The sequence below is a fragment of the Corynebacterium sp. HMSC075F02 genome (assembly GCF_001838335.1).
GTDB classification, from domain to species: Bacteria; Actinomycetota; Actinomycetes; order Mycobacteriales; family Mycobacteriaceae; genus Corynebacterium; species Corynebacterium jeikeium_D.
Window position 1 is genome coordinate 42974 of the sequence record NZ_KV836312.1, and the last position, 20853, is coordinate 63826.

A 20853-nucleotide genomic window follows, 5' to 3' on the forward strand; every position below is an offset into this window, starting at 1 on the left:
TCCGTTGCTTAATCAAGCGGCAACTTCTGTGCAATCTTTTGAAACTTCAGCAGATTGTGCTGGGCATCTGCCAGCGCGTCGTGCTTACCTGCAGTCTGTTTCGGCAACCGTGGCTTGCCCGCCATCTCCCAGTACTGCTTGAGTTCACGGGTATAACGTGGCATGAACTGCGGCAGCTTGGTCATATCACCCCAAAGCTGCACCAACGCAATGTGATCGTAGGCGCCTACCCAAGCCCACAGCTCTGGGCTGCCCGTACCGGGTTCGGTGAAAAATGCCAGCAGTTCCTCGCGGATCGTGTCCCGGTTCTTCCACAGCGGAGATGAGGGGTTGGGCAGCTGATTGAGCACGTTGGCCCGCACCCACGGGCCGGCCTTGCTCTCATTGAACTCGGTAGACACCGCGTAGTATTCGCGGCCGTCCTCAGCTACGACACCGATGGAGACAAGATCAATAGTCTTGCCGTCTTCAATAAACTCGGTGTCATAAAAATAACGCACGGTGTGGAATCCTCTCCAGCCTCGGCCTCGCGTCGGCTACCTCGCGACCAAAAGACCGTGGAGCCCTACCGAGCAAATCTTACCCATGCACCGAATCGCCATAGGAAGTGTGCAGCCCCACTGTCGCGAAAACTATCTGCGCCTAATTATTCTAGCGAGCGCGTCGGAACCAGCGACGAGGGGTCGGCTTCGGCCCCGGAGCCGGAGTAGTGAGCTCTCCACCCGGTTCGGTTCCCGCTGGATAGCCGGTGCCGGCCTCCAAGGACTTCTTCACATCAGTCGCGTAAGCATCGACATATTCCTGACCAGAAAGCTTCTGAATTTCCTTAATCAGGTCATCCGTCAGTGCCCTGGCCGCTTCATACTCATCGCTGTACTTGGCTTTGTACTCCGACGGATCAATCGGATCGCCGATAATCGTGCCGACCTTCACCGGACGAGGAATCCACGAACCAATCGGGTTGGCTTTCTCCGTATCAATCATCGCCATTGGGAACACCGGCACACCGGCCTCCAGCGCGACACGTGCCGCACCGGTTTTACCGCGGTACAGTCGACCATCGGGACTACGGGTGCCTTCCAAGGAAATGCCCAGCAGGTCACCGCGTGACAGCACCTTCAAGCCGGCGTTCAGCGCATCGCGAGCTGCATCACCAGAGGTACGGTCAATCGGCACCTGCCCCACCGAGGAGAAGAAGAACTTCTGGATACCGCCGACAAAGCCCGGCGTGGTGAAGTACTCCGCCTTCGCCAGGAACGTCAGCTGACGACGGCAGACCAGTGGGAAGAAAAAGTGATCCATCACAGCAAGGTGGTTCGACGCCATCAGCGCTGGACCTTCCTGAGGAATCTTCTCACCACCGATGTAGTACGGGCGATTATAGATCCGCAGCCAAGGGCCAATGAGGATGTACTTAAAGAACTTGTACCAGCGATTATTCACAGTTTAAAACTATACAGGTTCAGTTGGTCCGACGATCCATCTCCGCAGCCATTCCCCCACCTTTTCGCGGGCGAATTCCCCTGCAATCCCCAAATTGACGCTTTACGACGATGTCGCACCCTCGGCAGCCACAACGCTGCGCGCAATATCCGCCGCACCAATCAACCCAGCATCCGCACCTAGTTCAGCGACCCGCACATCCGCTACCGGACGATAGCCAGCGCCGGTGAGATTGCGGGCAAACTCGGCCTTGGCCTTGTCCAGGTATAGATCAGACGCCGAGGCAACACCGCCACCGATAACAATCAATTCCGGATCAAAGACATCGCCCACCATCGACAGGCCACGCCCCAGCCAGGTAGCAAAGTCATCAATCGCAGCTAGAGCCAATTCATCCCCCTGGCGAGCAGCCGAGACGACATCGGTACCAGTTACCGAGCCGGCCACGAGCCCGTCGGTAAGCCGCGAGAAGTAGCGACCGGATTCAGAGAGTTCCTGAGCGGTGGTAACCAACGCCGTACCCGAGCAGTAACGCTCCAAGCAACCACGCTTTCCGCAGGAGCAGGGACGACCATCCGGCACAACGGTGAGGTGGCCGAATTCCGGCGCCGTGCCGTACGCGCCACGGTAAATCTCACCCCCCTGCATCATCGCGCCGCCGATTCCCGTACCCAGCGCAAACAGCACCCAATTATCCGCACCGCGAGCCGCACCAAAGCGATACTCACCCCAGGCGGCCGAGTTGGCATCGTGCTCAAGCTGCAGCGGACATGGGAGAAGCAAGGATAAACGCTTGACGACGTTCGCATCGCGCCACGGCAGATGCGGGGCAAAACGAACCGTCTGGCGGTCAGAATCCAAAAAACCAGCTACAGCTAAACCGATGGCGCTGACATCTGGAAAGCGTTCAACCAAGCGCTCGGATGTCTGGACAATGCCACGTTCAATGGCATCCACACTGCCATCAGAACTGGTCTGAACTCGATACAGCACCTGCCCATCAGCGCTGACCACTGCAGCGCGCAGGTTTGTTCCACCAATATCAAAACCGATAGCCGGGCGATCAGCGGCGTCGGACTCGTCTGAGTTCGGATGAATCGGAATATCGGTGGACATAACAGTTGATTATAAAGGGATTGCGCAGGTTCGGAGAATTCGGCGAGCCCGAGCAGCCATGACCTCCCAGGTCCACGACTGCACAACATGCTCCCGACCACAGGCTCCCATCGCCGCCGCGCGCTCCGGATTATCCAAAATCTCAACCAGCCCGGTGGCGACGCTGCGCTTCGAGGCCCCGTCGACAACGATGCCAGTTTCGCCATCGATAACTGTCTCCGGGGCGCCACCAGACTTGCCAGCTATGACAGGGACACCGCAGGCCTGTGCTTCCAAGTAGACAATGCCGAGGCCTTCTACATCGAGGCCACGTCCGCGGGTTCGGGCGGGCATGGCAAAAATGCTGGCCGCATTGTAATAGGCGGGGAGGTCATCATAAGAGACCTTGCCGGCAAAAATAACCTGCTCGGAGACCCCGAGCTTTACTGCCAGCTTTTTCAATTCTCGGTTCAACGGACCAACGCCCACGATCAGCAACCTGGCATCCGGGTGCTGCTCAAGAACCTTAGGCATGCTGCGAATCAGCATATCTTGGCCTTTTCGGCGCACTAGCCGAGAAATACAGACGATAAGCGGCTGGGACTCACCGATTCCGTGGTGCTGCCGGATCTTCTGTCCCGCCTCGGGGTCCGGGGAAAATCGCTCGATATCGACACCGGAAGGCAGGCGTTCAAATGCTGTTTGCGGACCAAAGGCTGCCGCAAATCGACCACGGGTGTAGCGGGAAATATAGGTCACAACATCGGAGCTCTTACCAATGCGCCTCAGCATCTGGCGGGCCAATGGCAGCATCGACCAGCCCACTTCATGTCCGTGAGTGGTAGCAACGATGCGGGTGGCACCTGCGCGACGGCATGCGTCGGCAAGCAAACCAAGTGGCGCGGCGGCACCAAACCAGACGGTGTCAATGCGTTCGGTGCGAATAATCTGAGCGGCGCGACGAGCTACGTGCGGCAGTGGCAGCAGCACGGAATCACGCATGCGATAAACACGGTACGGTAGCGACTCGTCGTAGGCGCGGAGCTTTTCTTCGGGGGCTCGCGAGGACGCGAGGACTACGAGGTTCTCCGGGGCCAAACGAGCACAGAAATCACGCAGGTAGGACTCGATTCCACCATCGCGAGGCGGGAAATCATTCGTAATGAGCAGTACGCGCGCAGACATGGAGCCGAGTTTATCTACCTTGACTAAAAGGACGCGAGGTCACCTGCCGCTAGTTAGAAGCGGACAGCGCCTTGGTACGGGCCACCTTGGTCGATGGAAACGACCTGGACTGGAATACCGTAGTCGGAAGCATGGACAATCTGACCATTGCCGATGTACATGCCCACGTGCGTGATTCCCGGGTAGTAACCGATGATGTCGCCCGGCTGCAGCTGGTCGCGGCTCACCGGAGTACCACCGGCGAGCTGTGCCTGCGAGGTCCGCGGGATGGACTTACCAATCTGCTGGTACGCCCAGTACATCAGGCCGGAGCAGTCGAATGCGGAGGGACCAGCAGCTCCCCACGAGTACGGGGAACCCAGCTTCGACATCGCGGCATCAACTGCGGCGGAAGATCCGAGCAGTTTGTCCAACCCTTCGGTAATTGGGTTGTTCTTGGAAATCCAGATTTCCCGCTGTTCGGGGCTCAGCGATTCAACCATGGACTTGACATGCTCGGCGCGCTCATCAAATTCGGCACTGCGCTTGTCCAAATCATCGCGACGCTTAGCCAGGTCATCGAGCTGCTTGCGGATATCGCCCTGCAGACGCAGCGCATTGGCCTTACCATCCTCAGCATCCTTGCGGGCTTGCACCGCACGGCTGACGACTTCATCGTTGTCGCGGAACATCTTGTTGATGTAACCGGCACGGTCGATAGCGTCCTGAGCACTGGCAGATCCCAGGGCGGCCGACAATGGGTCGACGATTTCACCACGCATCCGCTTCTTCGCGAAGTAAGAAATCTCACCAGAGAGCGCCTTGAGGTCATCCTGTGCTCGGAGAACCTGATCCTCAGAGTGCTTCAGCTCCCCCTCGGCGTGCCGGAGTTCCTCTTCCTTGGCCTGAACCTGGGAATCCAGCTCGGTAACTTCCTCAGAAACCGCTTCGGCATCCCGAGAAATCTTCTCCAGCTCTGCAATAATGCCGTCTGCAGTAGCCAGATCCGGGGCTGGCTGTTCATCCTGTGCAGAGGCAATCGGCGCCAAACCTACGGAGCCAAAGGTTAGCCCAGTCACGACCGTAAGCCCGACTACACCGCGACGAGAGTTGTGGCGACGGCGAGAGGCACGGTGACGCGACAAATCCAAACCCTTTTCAAGTTGTGTATTCAAATTTCTTCCCCGAAAAACAAAACATCAAACCACTTGACGCATTCGAGCAAATTGTAGCAGCCTTGCCGCGGAACAACACACCGACAAACCGCCAGCACAAAGGGGTATCCAAAGGGAGTAACCAGGACAGCCCTTCGACTCCACGCATTGCGTAACCGCAGTAGAAAAACAAAAAATGAGGCGAGCGCCCCTATAGTGCTTTACGACGCGCATAGCGTCAGCACCCGGGCGCTCGCCTCAGTGCCCCCCTCGGTAAAAAGAGAGTCAAGGCTCTGCGGGGCATCAAGGCCCCGCAGGTTGTCATCCGTTCAAACAGATTAGAAGCGGACGAAGTTGTGAACCGGCATGTAGTTCATCGGAGCTTCCTTGACGACATCGCCGGACTGCGGAGCGTGAATCACGTTGCCGTTGCCGGAGAAGATGCCGACGTGGGTAGCGCCAGAGTAGAAGGAAACGATGTCACCCAGTGCCGGGCTGGAGACCGCGGTACCCTGGGAAGCCTGCGCCTGGGAGGTACGCGGAATCGACTTACCGACCTGCTGGTATGCCCAGGAGGTCAGACCGGAGCAGTCGAAAGAGTTCGGACCGGTAGCGCCCCACACATACGGGGAACCGATCTTGGAACGTGCAGCGGACACGATAGCCGAACCAGTGGACGGTGCTGCAACGTTTGCAACGCTGCCGGAGGTAACCTCACCTGCGATGTCGTTGAACTTGCCAACAACATCCTGCATACCTGCAACCTGCGGGGTATCGAAGCCGTTCAGTGCGCCCTGGATGTCGTTCAGCGGGTTAGCGTTAGCGGTCGGAACTGCGAGAGCGGTAACGCCGGCGACAGTTGCGCCAAATGCGACTGCGTTGCGTGCAAAGTTAGAACGGCGGTGGTGCTTGCCCATTGTTTTGAAACTCCAAAATCTTCCTGTTTAGCCGACCGGGTTAGCTGACGGGTTCGGAAGAATGGAAGACTTCCTACCCTCCGGGATTTCCCTTTGGGATTCACCCCATGGTTCGAGGTGGGTCCCCGGCTCGAATCCCCTGAGGCTCTCACTACTTAGACCCTCAGGACCTTCGATAAGGCTCTGTGTTTTCTTATCAATGACCGGCACCAACTCAGTGGCCCCGTTTCAATGTCTCGATAAGGTTACGAAATGGCATCAAGTTTTGTCTAGCCGTTTGCCCAGAAAACCGCTCGAGGCCCGGTTGTTACCATCGATAGAACTAAACCGTTACCAAGCTGTTACAACTAGACACTCCCCCTATAGCGGAATAATAACAGTTTGATAAACGTGTCACTACCTGGCATTTTGAAGTCCGCCGAGAACTTTACACTTAATGCCTTAAAGTCGACACATTTTTATCGCGGGCTCAAAACGTGTTTTATGTCACACTCCAGCTTGCAACAGCTCAATTTGCTCAAGTTTCACAGTTTTAACACCACTAGGAGCGCTCAGCATAGGATTATTGACGTGGATTCAGGACAACAGCACTTCCCTCTCGAAGGCACCGTCGATGATTCTCTTTTCAACACCACCTTTGTCGTCGTAGACCTGGAAACGACCGGATTGAAGGCCAAAAACGACCACATCATTGAAATTGGGGCCATCAAAACCCGTGGCGGTAAGACAATTGGCACCTTTTCCAGCTTCATCGACCCCGGTATGGAGATCCCCGACCACATCACATCTCTGACCGGCATCACTACCGCCGATGTTGAAACCGCCCCACAGCTCGGCACAGTTATTACTCAGTTCCTCGAATTTGCCCGGGGAAGCGTCTGGGTTGCGCATAATGCCAAGTTCGATATTGGATTCCTCCGCCAGGCTTGCACAGATTTGGGCCTAGATTGGCCGAGCCCCAGTGTCGTAGACACCCTCACGTTGGCGCGTCGCGTCCTCGACCGCTCACAAGTTGGCAGTTTCAAGCTCTCACAGCTCGCACGGTACGTCGGTTCTCCGAATCGCCCCACCCACCGGGCGCTTGACGACGCAATCGCAACCGTCGACGTCCTTCACTACCTCGTGGAGAGACTAGCTGGCGATGAAGTACAAACAGCGTCCGAGCTAGTGCACTACTCGCCCACCGTCGCTCCAGAGGTTCGTGCTAAACGGCACCTTGCCGATGGAGCTCCGCACACCCCTGGTGTCTATGTTTTTCGGTCAAGAAATGACGACCCCTTATATATAGGTACAGCTCTCGATTTGCGACGTAGACTTCTGCAGTATTTCAACGGCACTGATTCTCGTCGCAAGATTACGGAAATGGTCTCTCTAGCCGAACGCGTCGAGATCATCGAGTGCCCGCACGGCTTCGCTGCAGAAATCCGCGAGGCCCGTCTGATCTCTGCACTCCGTCCGCCCTACAACCGACAACGCACCGAACCAACCCGCGGCTGGTACATCGTCCCCACTAGCCCCGGTCGGCCTGCCAAGATTAGCCGGACAGTCACCGACGCCCGCGGCCTAGGTCCTTTCCGCACGCGCGACACCGCTACCGCCATCCGCGACAGGTTCTCTGCGCTTAACGACGACTTTGCGATAACAACCACCCAGATCTCTACCACCGGTTCCAACGAGATCGCAGACATGATTGCAGAGATATCAGCACTTGCCGAAGCACACCGCTTCCAACGCGCGGCAGTGCAGCGTGACCGCACTGCGGAGTTCATTATCAGCTTGGACAAGCAGCAGCGCCTGAGCATGCTTGCCGCCATCCCATCTCTGCAAGCCGCTTTCCCCGATGGCAATGGAGGCTGGCACCTAGCGGAAATTCGCTACGGCAGGTTGGCCGGCGCCAGCACCGCACCACGTGGCGCGGATATGAACTACATCATCGACCTCATGGAGAGTTCGGCCCAAACAGTCACTCCAGATGACTCCTTATATAAAGGAGCATCAATTGATGAACTCAGTATTATCTGGAAATGGCTGCAGCGCCCGGAGGTACGAATAAAGCCCACCGGAGGCGAGTTTTCCTACCCTAGGCTGGGCGCAGGAAAATACCTTCAGTGGGCAATTGACGCGCAGCAAGCACGTCGTGAAGCGCGACGCGAACCTTAACCCTTCATCGCCGCGGTAAGGATGTCCAAGCACAGCCCCGACTGGAGCGTTTCCTTGACCTCTTCAATGGAGTCGGCCATAGCTTCCTTTAGTGGACGGCCACTCAGACCACGCGAAATGGCGATTGCGGCGGCGGAGTTAAGGATGACTGCATCGCGAATTGGGCCTTCGAGCTCGCCAGCCCAAATGCGACGTGCAACATCAGCGTTGTAAGCAGGGTCACCGCCACGCAGCGCGTCAATTTCGGAGTACTCCATGCCATAGTCATGTGGATCGATGACATCTTCGGCAACTCCACCGTTTTCCACAATAAAGACCTTGGTGGGGCCAGTAACGGTAATCTCGTCGAGGCCATCGCTTCCGCGAACCACCAGCGCGCGCTGACCACGGCGGGCGAAGGTGTCCGCCATCGTCTCCATCTGATCTTCGAAGGCACAGCCAATCAAGCTCGCCTGCGGGCGTGCTGGATTCGTCAGCGGCCCCAACAGGTTGAAGACTGTCGGAACCGCTAGCTCCTTACGCACCGGTCCAGCGAAGCGCATGGCCGGATGAAAGCGAGCGGCAAAGAGGAAGCGCACGTAGAAATCCGGATGTTCCGGAGAAGTAACGAGACCGTTCTCAATGTCGATGCCAAAGGCCTCCAGCATGTCAGCTCCGCCCGACTTCGAGGAAGCCGCGCGGTTACCGTGCTTGAGCACCGGCACACCGCTGGCCGCGATAACAATCATGGACATCGTGGAGATGTTGACGGTATTTGCGCCATCACCACCGGTGCCGACGATATCGACTGCACCGCGCTCAATAACACCGGCGAGCTGTGGATCATGAACTGGGCGGGCAAATGAAAGCATGCCCTCAGCCGCAGCATCGAGCTCGGCAGCCGTAATCCCCTTGGCGAGGAGACCGAAAGCAAACGTTGCGGTCTGCACGTCTCCGGAAGCACCGGACATGATCTGATCCATGGCGAATCGAATGCCCTCACCGGAAACTTCGCGGCCAGCGCCAATCGTGGAGAGAACATGGCGCCAGTTTTCGACCGCCCTCTTATCGCCGATCTCGCTCATCGCCACTCCCTTCCACTAGATAGTCAAGTCTGTATTCGTACTTTATTAATACAACTGCACCTAGGTACTGCTGGCTATCCCGCCCACCAGGCGCACCACATCACAGGGCTGTTGAAAAAACCCCACCGTGATGTACGTAATAAGACAAGATACCTCCCCCATATATCCAGCGCATCACCAGGTCCACCTTTTGCGTTCACCGAAAATCTCACCCCCATTGGGGCAACTGGAAAAATACGATATTAAACAGAGCCGAACCTGCGATAAACTAACCGACAGCCGATGCCGCAGTATCGCTAACCCAGGTTCACCGGAGGCGAACTTGGCAGTCCAGGGGGATGGACACCGCGCACCTCGGCACAACAAAACCCTCGAATTCACCCGCGTCGGATAAAGACACCGGAAAGTTCCCAACAGGGGGAAAAATTAGTGAAATTCTCAGAAACCTTTCCTCGCGACCTGGGATTTTAGGAATTTTTATACAAAAACGGGGGTTGCAACGTGACTACTCCTTAAGAACAGTACATACTGTTAGTTGTGACGAGCGCAGTTGAAAATCAAGGTATGACAGCACCACGTCGTGCTGCGACACTGAACCGACCGAATATGGTCAGTGTCGGCACGATTGTGTTCCTGTCTCAGGAATTAATGTTCTTCGCCGGTCTGTTCGCGATGTACTTCGTGTCACGCGCGAACGGCCAGGGCGATTCGTGGGATTGGGGTACCGGCCACCTCAATGTCCCGTACGCACTATTGATCACCGTGATCCTAGTGTCGTCTTCGTTCACTGCCCAGTGGGGCGTGTTCGCGGCCGAGCGTGGCGACGTTTTCGCACTCCGTAAGTGGTACGCACTGTCTACCGCCCTGGGTGCAATCTTCCTCGTCGGCCAGGCTTACGAGTACTTCACCCTGGTTAGCCACGGTCTGACCATTCAGAACTCCATTTACGGTTCGGTCTTCTTCATCACCACCGGATTCCACGCAGCCCACGTCCTCGCGGGTGTGCTGGCTTTCGTTGTGGTGCTTATCCGTACCTCCAAGGCGAAGTTCACCCCGGCACAGGCCACTGCTGCCATCGTGGTCTCGTACTACTGGCACTTCGTCGACGTCGTGTGGATTGGCCTGTTCATCACCATCTACTTCATCCAGTAGGCCGTATTGGCCGTCCTTTGTTTAGTACGGCCTACAGCCCATCCACTTTCCACGAACAGTCTTAAAGGGAAAAAGATGGAAAACACTACCTCCGAAACCAAGGACACCACGTCCTTGGCTGCGGCCCCGAAGTCAAAGGGCCGCCGCAAGATGCGCCGTACTGCCTCCGGCATTATGGCTATGGCTCTCGCCCTCACCGGCGCGGGCTTCCTCGCTAATGCTCTGACCCCTGATGCACAGACGGCTACTGCTCAGCAGGATGAAGCCGCAATGATTCAGCAGGGCAAGGAGCTTTACGACGTTGCTTGTATTACTTGTCACGGCGCCAACCTTCAGGGCGTTAAGGACCGCGGCAAGTCGCTGATTGGCGTCGGCGAAGGCTCGGTTTACTTCCAGGTTCACTCCGGTCGTATGCCGATGCTCCGCAACGAGGCTCAGGCAGCACGTAAGACCCCGCGTTACTCCGAAGAGCAGACGCTGGCTATCGCAGCCTACGTCCAGGCTAATGGTGGCGGCGCCGGCATCGTCCGCGACGAGGACGGCTCCATCGCTATGGAGTCGCTGCGCGGTAAGAACGCCGGCCCGAACGGTGAGCTTGACAAGGCTGACGTTGCTCGCGGTTCCGAGCTGTTCCGCCTGAACTGTGCATCCTGCCACAACTTCACCGGTCGTGGCGGCGCACTGTCCAGCGGTAAGTACGCACCGGTCCTGGATCCTGCAAATGAGCAGGAAATCTACCAGGCAATGCTGACCGGCCCGCAGAATATGCCGAAGTTCTCTGACCGCCAGCTGTCTGCTGACGAGAAGAAGGACATCATCGCCTACATCAAGAACGCCAAGGAAACTCCGACCCCGGGTGGTTGGGGCATTGGTGGCATCGGCCCAGTTGCTGAGGGCCTTGTCATGTGGATTGTAGGCATTGTCGCTCTCGTAGCGGCCGCTCTTTGGATTGGATCCCGCCGATGAGTAATAACGAAAACAAGAAGTACAGCTCCGAAGAGCTGTCGAAGATGAGCAATGCGGATCTCGCTCGTCTGGGTGCTGAACTCGATGACGTGACCATTGCTTACCGCAAGGAACGCTTCCCGATTGCCAACGACCCGGCTGAAAAGCGCGCGGCTCGTGGTGTCACCATCTGGCTGGCACTGTCGGTCATTCTTGGCCTGGCATTCATCGCCATCTACCTGTTCTACCCGTGGCACTACAAGGGTCACGGCGAAGAGGGTCTGTGGTTGTACACCATGTACACCCCGCTGCTGGGTATCACCATCGGTGGCTGCATCGTCACCCTGGGTATTGGTGCAGTTAAGTTCACCAAGCGCTTCATTCCGGAAGAAATTTCGGTTCAGCGCCGCCACGATGGTCCGTCCGAAGAGGTCGACCAGAAGACCATCGTTGCCCTGCTGAACGATTCTTGGCAGACCTCCACCCTGGGTCGTCGCTCCGCTATCAAGGGCCTCCTTGGTACCGGCGCCGTCCTGGCTGGTATCGGCATGATCCTTCCGCTTGGCGGCATGATTAAGAACCCGTGGAAGCCACGCCACGACGTTGACGTCACTGGTGACGGCACCCTGTGGACCACCGGCTGGACTCTCGTCGAGAAGGGCCACAAGGTTTACCTGGGTCGCGACACCGGCGCTATCGCTGAAGAGGGCGTACACGGCTACACCACTAAGGGCGTTTCCCGCCTGGTTCGCCTCCGCCCAGAGGACCTGTCCGCAGGTTCCATGGAGACCGTCTTCCCTCTTCCGGAGGAGGACGTCAACGACGGCAACAAGTACTCCAAGGATGCTGATGTCTACGAGGCACACATGCACTCGATTCACGGCTCCCGCAACTCGGTCATGCTGATCCGTCTGCGTTCCCAGGACGCTGAAAAGGCAATCCTGCGCAAGGGTCAGGAAGACTTCCACTACGGCGACTACTTCGCCTACTCGAAGATTTGTACACACATCGGTTGCCCGACTTCTCTGTACGAACAGCAGACGAACCGTATTCTCTGCCCATGCCACCAGTCGCAGTTCGATGCACTGCACTACGGCAAGCCAGTCTTCGGTCCAGCTGCTCGCGCTCTTCCAGAGCTGCCGATCAGCGTTGACGAAGAAGGCTACATGTACGCAGAGGGCAACTTCATTGAGCCCGTCGGTCCGGCATTCTGGGAGCGTCAGTCATGAGTAATCCAACGAAACTAGCAACCGCTGCTAAGAATATGGATGACCGCTACACCCTGTCTGGCGGCATGCGTAAGCAGCTCAATAAGGTATTCCCTACCCACTGGTCCTTCCTGCTGGGCGAGATTGCACTCTACTCCTTCGTAGTCCTGCTTTTCTCGGGTGTTTACCTGACTCTGTTCTTCGACCCGTCGATGTCGAAGGTCATTTACGACGGTGCCTACGCGCCGCTCAACGGTGTCGAGATGTCTCGCGCCTACGAGACCGCCCTGCAGATCTCCTTCGAGGTTCGCGGTGGCCTGTTCATTCGCCAGATTCACCACTGGGGTGCTCTGCTGTTCGCCGTGTCCATCATGGCGCACATGTTCCGCATCTTCTTCACCGGCGCATTCCGCAAGCCGCGTGAGGCTAACTGGGTCATCGGTTCCATCCTCCTGCTGCTGTCCGTGGCAGAGGGCTTCATGGGTTACTCCCTGCCGGACGACCTGCTATCCGGTGTTGGTCTGCGTATTATGTCCGCAATCATCATCGGTCTGCCGATTATCGGCACCTGGCTGCACTGGATGATGTTCAACGGCGACTTCCCGGGTGACATGATTATCCCGCGCCTGTACATTGCACACGTGCTGATTCTCCCGGCCCTGCTGCTGGGTCTGATTGCCGCTCACCTGGCTCTGGTCTGGTACCAGAAGCACACCCAGTTCCCTGGCGCAGGTCGTACCGAGAACAACGTCGTCGGCGTTCGTATTCTCCCGATCTTCGCAGTCAAGTCCGTTTCCTTCGGCCTGATTACGTTCGGCTTCCTGGCGCTATTCGCTGGTATCTTCCAGATCAACGCAATTTGGAACCTTGGCCCGTACAACCCGGCGCAGGTTTCCGCTGGTTCCCAGCCGGATATCTACATGCTGTGGACTGACGGTGCTGCCCGTGTCATGCCGCCGTGGGAGCTCTACTTGGGCTCTTACACGATCCCGGCAGTCTTCTGGGTCGCCCTGCTCTGTGGTGTTCTGGTTGTCCTGCTCTTCGCTTACCCGTTCATCGAGGCGAAGATCACCGGCGACAACGCCCACCACAACCTGCTGCAGCGTCCGCGCGACGTGCCGGTTCGCTCCGGCCTGGGTGCCATGGCTTTGGTCTTCTACACCCTGCTGACTCTGTCCGGTGGTAACGACCTGATCGCATACCACTTCCAGATCTCGCTGAACGTGATGACCTGGGTTGGCCGTATCGGTCTGATTATCCTGCCTCCGATCGCTTACTTCGTCACTTACCGAATCTGCATCGGCCTGCAGCGCTCTGACCGCGCTGTCCTGGAGCACGGCATCGAGACGGGCATCATCAACCAGCTGCCTGATGGTTCCTTCATCGAGGTCCATCAGCCACTGGGTCCGGTCGACGAGCACGGCCACGCCGTTCCGCTCGAGTACCAGGGTGCTTACGTCCCGAAGACCATGAACGAACTGGGTGCCGCTGGTAGCCCGGGTCGCGGTAGCTTCTTCAGCCCGGACTCCCCGGAGATCGCCGAAGAGGCAGCTCGTATCGAGCACGAGAACCACGAGCAGCAGGCTCAGATGTTCCGTGACCTCGAAGCTCAGAACGCTGAAGAGCGTCGCCAGCTCGAGCAGTAAAATTCCGCGGTAGGTTTTCTACTGCGCTCAAATAAGACCACCCCGGTCCGCATCCACTTCGGATGTCGACCGGGGTGGTTTTTGTTACCCAGATTCTTCCGATTTCGCCTTGACCCCACATATGTCGGATACCAAATCTGCTGTTTACCAGTACTAAAATGGACATATGTCTACCAGTCCCTCCCCCACCACCGATCTTTCGAACAACGCCACACAGCTTGTCGCCAACGGTGTCAATTTCGACTACGAGGCCACGCCTGTTCTGCGCGATGTCTCGCTCACGCTTTCCGACGGCGATGTCCTCGGTCTGGTTGGAGACAACGGAGCCGGCAAGTCCACACTTCTTTGGCTACTATCTGGTCGTCGTCGGCCCACGAGCGGTACGGTGACTCATATTGGCACGCGTGTCCTCGGCTCTCAGGAGCTGGAAGCGCCTTTCGACTCCACGGTGCAAATGCTTATCGATGAGGCCCTCGGCCCCTCGAAACGTCGTTTAGCGGAGCTAGAAGAAGCAGCTGAGGCGATGGCCTTAGCAAAGACCCCAGATGAGTCTGAGGCGGCAGAGAAGGCGTATTCGAAGGCCTTCTCGGACGTCATGGCTCACGATGACTGGAACGCCGAACATAATGCGGAGATTGTGCTCGACCATCTCGGCCTGACCGGTACTGCTCCGGACGGCGCTCCCCTGACAGAGCAACTAACCACGGAGATTTCCGGCGGGCAGCGGGCGCGGCTGGGGCTCGCGATTACGCTCATTCGAAAGCCAGAGATTTTGCTTCTCGACGAGCCCACCAACCATCTCGATGAACGCGGTCGCCAGCTCGTGATTGACACCATCCAGAACCACCCTGGAGTGGTTGTGGTGGCAACACATGACCGCGACTTCCTGGATGCCGTTTGTACTGTAATTGGAGACTTGGTGCCGGGGCGCCCTGGTATTGGGCTGTTCCGTGGTAATTACTCCGACTACGCGAAGCACCGTCGCCACCAGCGTGAGCTATGGGAGCACCAGTGGCGCTCGGAGGAGCATGAACGCAATCGGTTGGAAGACACCATCGAGAATGGCGCTCGTGAGGTCTCACCGGGTCGGGAAATGACGGACAATAACAAGATGGCTTATGACCGCCGTGGCGGTCGTGTAGAGCGGCAAATCGCCCGCCGCGTGCGTTCGGCTAAGCAACGGCTGGAGGAACTCATTGAGGAAGGTGTGGAGCGTCCACCGGCACTACTGGGCTTTGATGCCCCGTTGACCGCACCCTTACCGACCAAGCGCGCTGCTTCGGGCAGCGATGAAGATTTTCACATCAAGATGCGCGGTGTGGTCGTCCCAGATCGAATTCGGGTTGGTTCACTGACTATTCGTCCCGGAGACAAGGTCGTGATCACCGGCCCTAATGGGGCCGGCAAATCTACTTTGTTTAAGACAATCATGGGGCAAGTTGAGACGCAGGCTGGCGAGGTACGTATCGGCGAGAACTGTCGAGTAGCCATGCTGGCTCAGGAACAAGACTGGGAAAACCCAAAGAAATCCGCCCGTGAGTTGTACGACCTTGCGCCCAATGCCCGCGTGCCTCTCGACGACTTTGGATTGCTTAGCCCTGAGGATGCCAATCGACCGGTAGGAAGCCTCTCCATCGGCCAGCAGCGCCGGGTGGCGTTAGCGTTGGTCGTAGCCAATCCGCCGGAGATCTTGCTGCTCGATGAGCCTACGAACCATCTGAGTGTGGATCTAATCGAGCAGGTCCAAGACGCGATCGCATCTGCAGAGGGCACAATTATTGTGATTACCCACGATCACCGCATGATCAACTCGCTCGAAGCGCGTCATCTGCAGGTGACTGACGGTGAGGTCATCGAACTACCTAAGGGGCAGAAACCCGTCGAATTCGCTTGATGCGGAATCATATATTGACTACAGATCCTAACCGACGAGGTAACACCAGTTAGGAATCCCCTCCCACTCGCCCAAACAAAAAAGTCTCTCCCACTAACGCCATTGTTAGTGGGAGAGACTTTTCGGTTATCTACGACTGTGGTTCAGTCTGATCGCACTCGGACTAGTGCTTCTCCGGCGGAGTGATGTACTGAGTGTTGAGCTTGGTGCTGGAGACGATCAGGATTACCGCGCCAAGGACAATCAGCCAGTAGGCCATGAATGCGATGCCGTAGCCCATGAGCAGGATGCCCATGGTCATCACGAATGGCCAGATCGAGCTAGCGGAGAAGAAACCGAGGGTACCTGCACCGTCGGCAATCTCTGCCTCTTCGAAGTCAGCCGGGGTGATGTCGGAGCGGCGCTCAGTGAAGTGGAAGTATCCACCGAGCATCAGAGTCATCAGAGCTGCGAGGACCAGGCCGGTTGCGCCAGCCCACTCGAGGCGACCATGGCTTTCGTTGATGACGTTACCGGTGTCCTGAAGGTACTGAGTGCCGAAGATGTAGACGACAGCCATGACCCCCAGGAACACGGTAAGTCCGTAGAAGAGCTTTGCTGCAGACTTCATTTGAGAACTTCCTTTAGGTAAGAATCTTGCTGGGTTTACTTGGCGGTCGCGTTCAGGTCAATGGTGTTAGCACCACGGTCACCCATGTCGCGGGTGTCGACACGACCAGAGTTGAACGGCGAAGTGGAGACTGCGAATGCCGGCTCACCGATGTGCTTCAGAGCATCAGCGTTAGTAGCTTCTGGGTTCTCCTGGCGGAACTTGATGTACTCGGTGAATGCCTCACGGGAGACAGCACGAATCTCGAAGTTCATCATTGCGTGGTAGGTACCACACATCTCAGCACAACGGCCGACGAATGCGTTCTTGACCTTGTCGCTCGGGTTGTCCTCCGGGCGGTTAGCCATCTTCTCCGAGTCGATCTTCTCAATCTGGAAGATACGGTTGGACTTGTTGGCCTCCGGGTGCGGGAACACGTCACGCTTGAAGAGGAACTCCGGAACCCAGAAGGAGTGAATCACGTCAGCAGACGCGAGGTCGAACTGGATTGCAGTGTCTTCCGGAACAACGAGGACCGGAACCTCTTCGGTGGTACCGAGGGTCTCAATCTCGTCATAGTGGAGGTAGTCGAGGCTCTCCTTGGAGCGACCGTGAACCGGGTACTCCTTCTGCTTTGCGCGATCCTCAGCGGACGGAACCTCGTGGCCGCCCTCGGTGAAGAACTGCTCATCAGCCGGCTTCTCAATACGACCGTTGTATTCCTCGCCGCCCATCAGGTCAGCGGAAATGTTGGCGTAACCGAACTTCCAGTTCCACTGGAAACCGGTGACGTCGACAGTGACCTCCGGATCCTTATCCAGGGCAGTCACCTTGTCCTGCGTCTGAACGGTGAAGAAGAACAGAGCCATCACGATCAGAATCGGCAGAATAGTCAGAGACAACTCAACCGGAACGTTGTATGCAGTCTGGCGCGGGAACTCGCCCTTGCCCTTCTTCTCAGCCTTCTTAGCTGTGAAGTTTGCCATCGAGTAAAAGGTGAAACCCCAAACAATGATGCCGATAATCCAAGCTGCAACCCAGGTCCAAACCCAGAAGTTACCCATGGACTGCGCTTCCGGGGTAACACCTTCCGGCCAACCAAAGCGGAGCAGCTTGAAGAAGCCGTTCTCCGGAGGATTAACATCACAGCCGGCAAGCAAGGCTGCGCTACCGGCGGCAACGCCGAGGACGCCGAGCTTACGGGCGACTCCGAACTTTCTACGCTGATTCACGTGTGTCTGCCTTCCTGATCCACACAATTTTCGATAACCGATTAAGGTTTCGTCCTACCCAAGCAGAGTAGTCGATTCTTAAGCTTTCTCCACAATAAATATGGCTGTGGGGTGCCTTTGAGTATATCTGCCCTAATAAAATACTGAGAAAGACCCGCCTATCGGGGGTGGCATTCTCACCAGTTACACCCTGTTGACGCTCCCAAGCGCTATGAATTTTTTAGTGTTTGCGCCACGAGCTGACGCACACACCGCTCCGCATAATCCCGCGCCGAGGACAGACACGGCGAGCTAAGACATTCTCCCTTTTCCCCAAAAGGCATTAAAGTAGGTGCAGCATTTCTATGTGGCGCCAATCTGGGTTCAACCCAACTACTCAGCCACGCGGCGGTCATTCACGGCCACCGGTTCAGACGACAGTCAGTCGCGCTGAGCCTCTAGCTACGAAGCCGTCAAAATCCACTAAGTGACACTAAGTGAAAGGTGCGCGCACGAAGCATGTGTGGTCTTCTCGGAATCCTGACTGCAAATTCTGACGCAGCGGAGCTCGTTCCCGTTGTCGAAAGGGCTCTGCCCTGCATGCGGCACCGCGGTCCTGACGATGCAGGCACGTGGCACGATGAGGACGCAGTTTTCGGCTTCAACCGCCTATCCATTATTGATATTGCTCACAGCCACCAGCCGCTGCAGTGGGGACCAGAAAATCAGCCGAATCGGTACTCCATGACCTTCAACGGCGAAATCTACAATTTCGTCGAACTTCGCGAGCAGCTGGAGAAGGAAGGTTACGCCTTTAATACCTCCGGCGATGGCGAACCTATCGTCGTTGGGTTCCACCACTGGGGAGCCGACGTCGTAAAGCACTTGCGCGGCATGTTCGGCATTGCTATTTGGGACAGCGTCGAGCGCAAGCTTTTCCTGGCGCGCGATCCGTTCGGCATTAAGCCTCTCTACTACGCCACCACCGAGCGCGGCACGATTTTCGGTTCTGAGAAGAAGTCCCTGCTCGAGGCCGCGCCGGAGATGGGCATCGATGCGAAGAAGCTGAATAAGCGTGCACTGGAGCACTACGTCGACCTGCAGTACGTGCCGGAACCGGAGTCTCTGCACACTGACATCGTCCGCCTGGAGTCGGGCTGCACTGCCATCGTTACGCCTGGTGGCGAAGTTAAGCAGACCCGCTACTTCAAGCCAAATTTCCCGATTCAGCCAGTGACTAAGGGCGCTGAGCAGGACATTTTTGACCGCATTGCCCGTGCGCTGGAGGACAGCGTCGAGAAGCATATGCGTGCCGACGTCACGGTGGGCTCGTTCCTGTCGGGCGGTATCGACTCCACTGCGATTGCAACTTTGGCTAAGCGCCACAACCCGAACCTGCTGACGTTTACCACCGGCTTCGAGCGCGAGGGCTTCTCCGAGGTCGATGTGGCTGCCGAGTCCGCCGCCGCCATTGGCGTCGAGCACATTGTGAAGGTCGTCTCGCCGGAGGAGTTCGCCGGGGCGATTCCGAAGATTATGTGGTACCTCGATGACCCGGTAGCTGACCCTGCACTGGTGCCGCTGTACTTCGTGGCTGCAGAGGCTCGTAAGCACGTTAAGGTCGTACTGTCCGGTGAGGGCGCAGATGAGCTCTTTGGTGGTTACACCATTTATAAGGAGCCGCTGTCGCTGAAACCGTTCGACAAGGTTCCCTCTCCCCTGCTGCGTGGTCTGGCTAAGGTCGGAGAAGCTCTGCCAGAAGGCATGCGTGGCAAGTCGCTGCTGCAGCGAGGCACTACTCCGCTGGAGCAGCGCTACTACGGCAATGCTCGTTCCTTTAACTTTGAGCAGCTGCAGGAAGTCCTGCCGTGGGCCAAGCAGGAATGGGACCACAGCGATGTCACGGCACCGATTTACGCGCAGTCTGAAGGCTGGGACCCGGTGACCCGGATGCAGCACTTGGATCTGTTCACCTGGTTGCGTGGCGACATTCTGGTCAAGGCCGACAAGATCACCATGGCCAACTCCCTGGAGCTGCGCGTGCCGTTCCTCGACCGTGTGGTCTTCGACGTTGCACAGACGCTGCCGGTGGACATGCGTGTCTCTCACGGCACCACCAAGTACGCACTGCGTCGCGCCATGGAGCAGATTGTTCCGGAGCACGTTCTCAACCGCCGCAAACTGGGCTTCCCGGTGCCGATTCGCCACTGGCTGGCAGGCGACGAACTGCACGGTTGGGCCGAGGACATCATCCGCGAGTCCCAGACTGATGAGTTCATTAATAAGGACGCCGTGCTCAAGATGCTCGCCGAGCACCACCCAACCGAGCGCGACCACTCCCGCCGCCTCTGGACCATCCTGGCCTTCATGGTCTGGCACGGCATCTTCATCGAAGACCGCATCACTCCGGACATCGAGCAGCGCGACTACCCCGTCGAGATCTAGTTCGCTAGTTCGCTTTACGACGGTTCCCGCGCCTCAACCCCATCCTGCCCCGGCAGGCTGCCACCATAGCTGGGGCAACCAATAGAAAAGGCTCGGACCTCACTCAGTTAACAAGAGTGAGGTCCGAGCCTTTTACTATCCGACGCTTTTCACAGCGTCTGCTGACAACTCTGCTCAGCTAATGACTTAGTTGAAGGAGTCACCGCAAGCGCAGGAGCCAGTGGCATTCGGGTTATCGATGGTGAAGCCCTGCTGTTCAATGGTGTCAGCGAAGTCGATGGTGGCACCGGACAGGTACGGAACCGACTGGCGATCAACGACCAGCTTGACGCCACCGAAAACTTCGGCGACATCGCCGTCGAGGCTGCGGTCATCGAAGTAGAGCTGGTAGCGCAGGCCGGCACAGCCGCCCGGAGCCACGGAAATACGCAGTGCCAGGTCGGTGGCACCTTCTTGGTCCAGAAGTGCCTTTGCCTTGGCAGCCGCAGCTTCGGTCAGGGTAACGCCAGTGCTCTGAGCAGTAGTCATAGCGCGTGTCCTCCTTGTTGAAGTGTTTAAGTATGCGAGTCGACCCCAAGGTCGGCTACGTCATTATTTATCACAACCTTACCGACCAGTCTTTAATTCCCAATTCTGGGTTCTCTTTTTCTTTCTCTTTTTCGGAAGTCTCTTTTTGCCGCCACATCGCAACCACACCACGGCTTCCCACGCCACAAGCGCACTCTTCCCGCCTGCCCCTGCGGCGGTCATCCCCAAAACCTCGCCC

The 20853-nt window shown here is 57.3% G+C and carries 17 protein-coding genes and 1 riboswitch; of the genes, 7 read left to right on the forward strand and 10 right to left on the reverse strand.

What is annotated here, in order from left to right; genetic code table 11:
• Window positions 1–8: 8 nt before the first annotated feature.
• From HMPREF2920_RS05925 to HMPREF2920_RS05950, 6 genes are all read right to left on the reverse strand, one after another.
• Window positions 9–500, reverse strand: coding sequence for a polyadenylate-specific 3'-exoribonuclease AS (locus HMPREF2920_RS05925; protein ID WP_016423018.1), 492 nt, complete (start codon window positions 498–500; stop codon window positions 9–11).
• Window positions 501–651: 151 nt separating this feature from the next.
• Window positions 652–1443, reverse strand: a complete 792-nt coding sequence (locus HMPREF2920_RS05930) for a lysophospholipid acyltransferase family protein (RefSeq protein ID WP_049170252.1) — start codon at window positions 1441–1443, stop codon at window positions 652–654.
• 102 nt (window positions 1444–1545) lie between these two features.
• Complete coding sequence (locus tag HMPREF2920_RS05935) at window positions 1546–2559, reverse strand: ROK family glucokinase (RefSeq protein ID WP_049170251.1); 1014 nt, start codon at window positions 2557–2559, stop codon at window positions 1546–1548.
• Between the two features lie 9 nt (window positions 2560–2568).
• Complete coding sequence (locus HMPREF2920_RS05940) at window positions 2569–3723, reverse strand: glycosyltransferase family 4 protein (protein ID WP_070600869.1); 1155 nt, start codon at window positions 3721–3723, stop codon at window positions 2569–2571.
• 53 nt (window positions 3724–3776) lie between these two features.
• Window positions 3777–4847 (reverse strand): NlpC/P60 family protein, encoded by a 1071-nt coding sequence (locus HMPREF2920_RS05945; protein WP_370449646.1) that lies wholly within the window; start codon window positions 4845–4847, stop codon window positions 3777–3779.
• Window positions 4848–5194: 347 nt separating this feature from the next.
• The gene (locus tag HMPREF2920_RS05950) at window positions 5195–5773 is read right to left on the reverse strand and encodes a C40 family peptidase (protein WP_048731217.1); all 579 of its coding nucleotides are present in this window, start codon (window positions 5771–5773) and stop codon (window positions 5195–5197) included.
• A gap of 14 nt (window positions 5774–5787) precedes the next feature.
• A riboswitch (cyclic di-AMP (ydaO/yuaA leader) is annotated at window positions 5788–5930 on the reverse strand.
• Between the two features lie 413 nt (window positions 5931–6343).
• Between HMPREF2920_RS05950 and HMPREF2920_RS05955 the strand changes: the two genes are divergently transcribed.
• A complete protein-coding gene (locus tag HMPREF2920_RS05955; RefSeq protein ID WP_070854096.1) occupies window positions 6344–7933 on the forward strand; it encodes a DEDD exonuclease domain-containing protein in 1590 nt (529 codons plus the stop codon).
• On the opposite strand, the gene trpD is transcribed toward HMPREF2920_RS05955, so the two are convergent.
• A complete protein-coding gene (gene trpD, locus HMPREF2920_RS05960) occupies window positions 7930–8997 on the reverse strand; it encodes an anthranilate phosphoribosyltransferase (RefSeq protein ID WP_049192934.1) in 1068 nt (355 codons plus the stop codon). The two genes, HMPREF2920_RS05955 and trpD, sit on opposite strands and share 4 nt — an antisense overlap.
• A 537-nt stretch (window positions 8998–9534) precedes the next feature.
• On the opposite strand from trpD, the gene HMPREF2920_RS05965 reads away from it, so the two are divergent.
• From HMPREF2920_RS05965 to HMPREF2920_RS05985, 5 genes are all read left to right on the forward strand, one after another.
• Window positions 9535–10149: an aa3-type cytochrome oxidase subunit III gene (locus tag HMPREF2920_RS05965; RefSeq protein WP_088611596.1), complete on the forward strand. Its 615-nt coding sequence runs from the start codon at window positions 9535–9537 to the stop codon at window positions 10147–10149.
• 75 nt (window positions 10150–10224) lie between these two features.
• Window positions 10225–11115 (forward strand): cytochrome bc1 complex diheme cytochrome c subunit, encoded by an 891-nt coding sequence (locus HMPREF2920_RS05970; RefSeq protein WP_016423027.1) that lies wholly within the window; start codon window positions 10225–10227, stop codon window positions 11113–11115.
• Window positions 11112–12323, forward strand: a complete 1212-nt coding sequence (locus HMPREF2920_RS05975) for a cytochrome bc1 complex Rieske iron-sulfur subunit (protein WP_070600872.1) — start codon at window positions 11112–11114, stop codon at window positions 12321–12323. The genes HMPREF2920_RS05970 and HMPREF2920_RS05975 overlap by 4 nt, the downstream gene beginning before the upstream one ends.
• Window positions 12320–13948 (forward strand): cytochrome bc1 complex cytochrome b subunit, encoded by a 1629-nt coding sequence (locus HMPREF2920_RS05980; protein ID WP_016423029.1) that lies wholly within the window; start codon window positions 12320–12322, stop codon window positions 13946–13948. Before HMPREF2920_RS05975 ends, HMPREF2920_RS05980 begins: the two co-directional genes overlap by 4 nt.
• Window positions 13949–14114: 166 nt before the next feature.
• A complete protein-coding gene (locus tag HMPREF2920_RS05985) occupies window positions 14115–15842 on the forward strand; it encodes an ABC-F family ATP-binding cassette domain-containing protein (protein WP_070438569.1) in 1728 nt (575 codons plus the stop codon).
• A gap of 163 nt (window positions 15843–16005) precedes the next feature.
• Here HMPREF2920_RS05985 and HMPREF2920_RS05990 read toward each other — a convergent pair whose 3' ends face one another.
• Together HMPREF2920_RS05990 and HMPREF2920_RS05995 are read right to left on the reverse strand one after the other, a co-directional pair.
• Window positions 16006–16452, reverse strand: a complete 447-nt coding sequence (locus tag HMPREF2920_RS05990) for an aa3-type cytochrome oxidase subunit IV (RefSeq protein ID WP_049170236.1) — start codon at window positions 16450–16452, stop codon at window positions 16006–16008.
• A gap of 35 nt (window positions 16453–16487) precedes the next feature.
• Entirely contained in the window at window positions 16488–17663 is a 1176-nt protein-coding gene (locus HMPREF2920_RS05995; RefSeq protein WP_049170235.1) for an aa3-type cytochrome oxidase subunit II, read from the reverse strand.
• Window positions 17664–18161: 498 nt separating this feature from the next.
• On the opposite strand from HMPREF2920_RS05995, the gene asnB reads away from it, so the two are divergent.
• On the forward strand, window positions 18162–20087 hold the full coding sequence (gene asnB, locus HMPREF2920_RS06000; RefSeq protein ID WP_070600873.1) for an asparagine synthase (glutamine-hydrolyzing): 1926 nt from the start codon (window positions 18162–18164) through the stop codon (window positions 20085–20087).
• A gap of 186 nt (window positions 20088–20273) precedes the next feature.
• Here the strand turns inward: asnB and HMPREF2920_RS06005 are convergent, their stop codons facing one another.
• Window positions 20274–20615: a HesB/IscA family protein gene (locus tag HMPREF2920_RS06005; protein WP_005512007.1), complete on the reverse strand. Its 342-nt coding sequence runs from the start codon at window positions 20613–20615 to the stop codon at window positions 20274–20276.
• Between the last annotated feature and the right edge of the window lie 238 nt (window positions 20616–20853).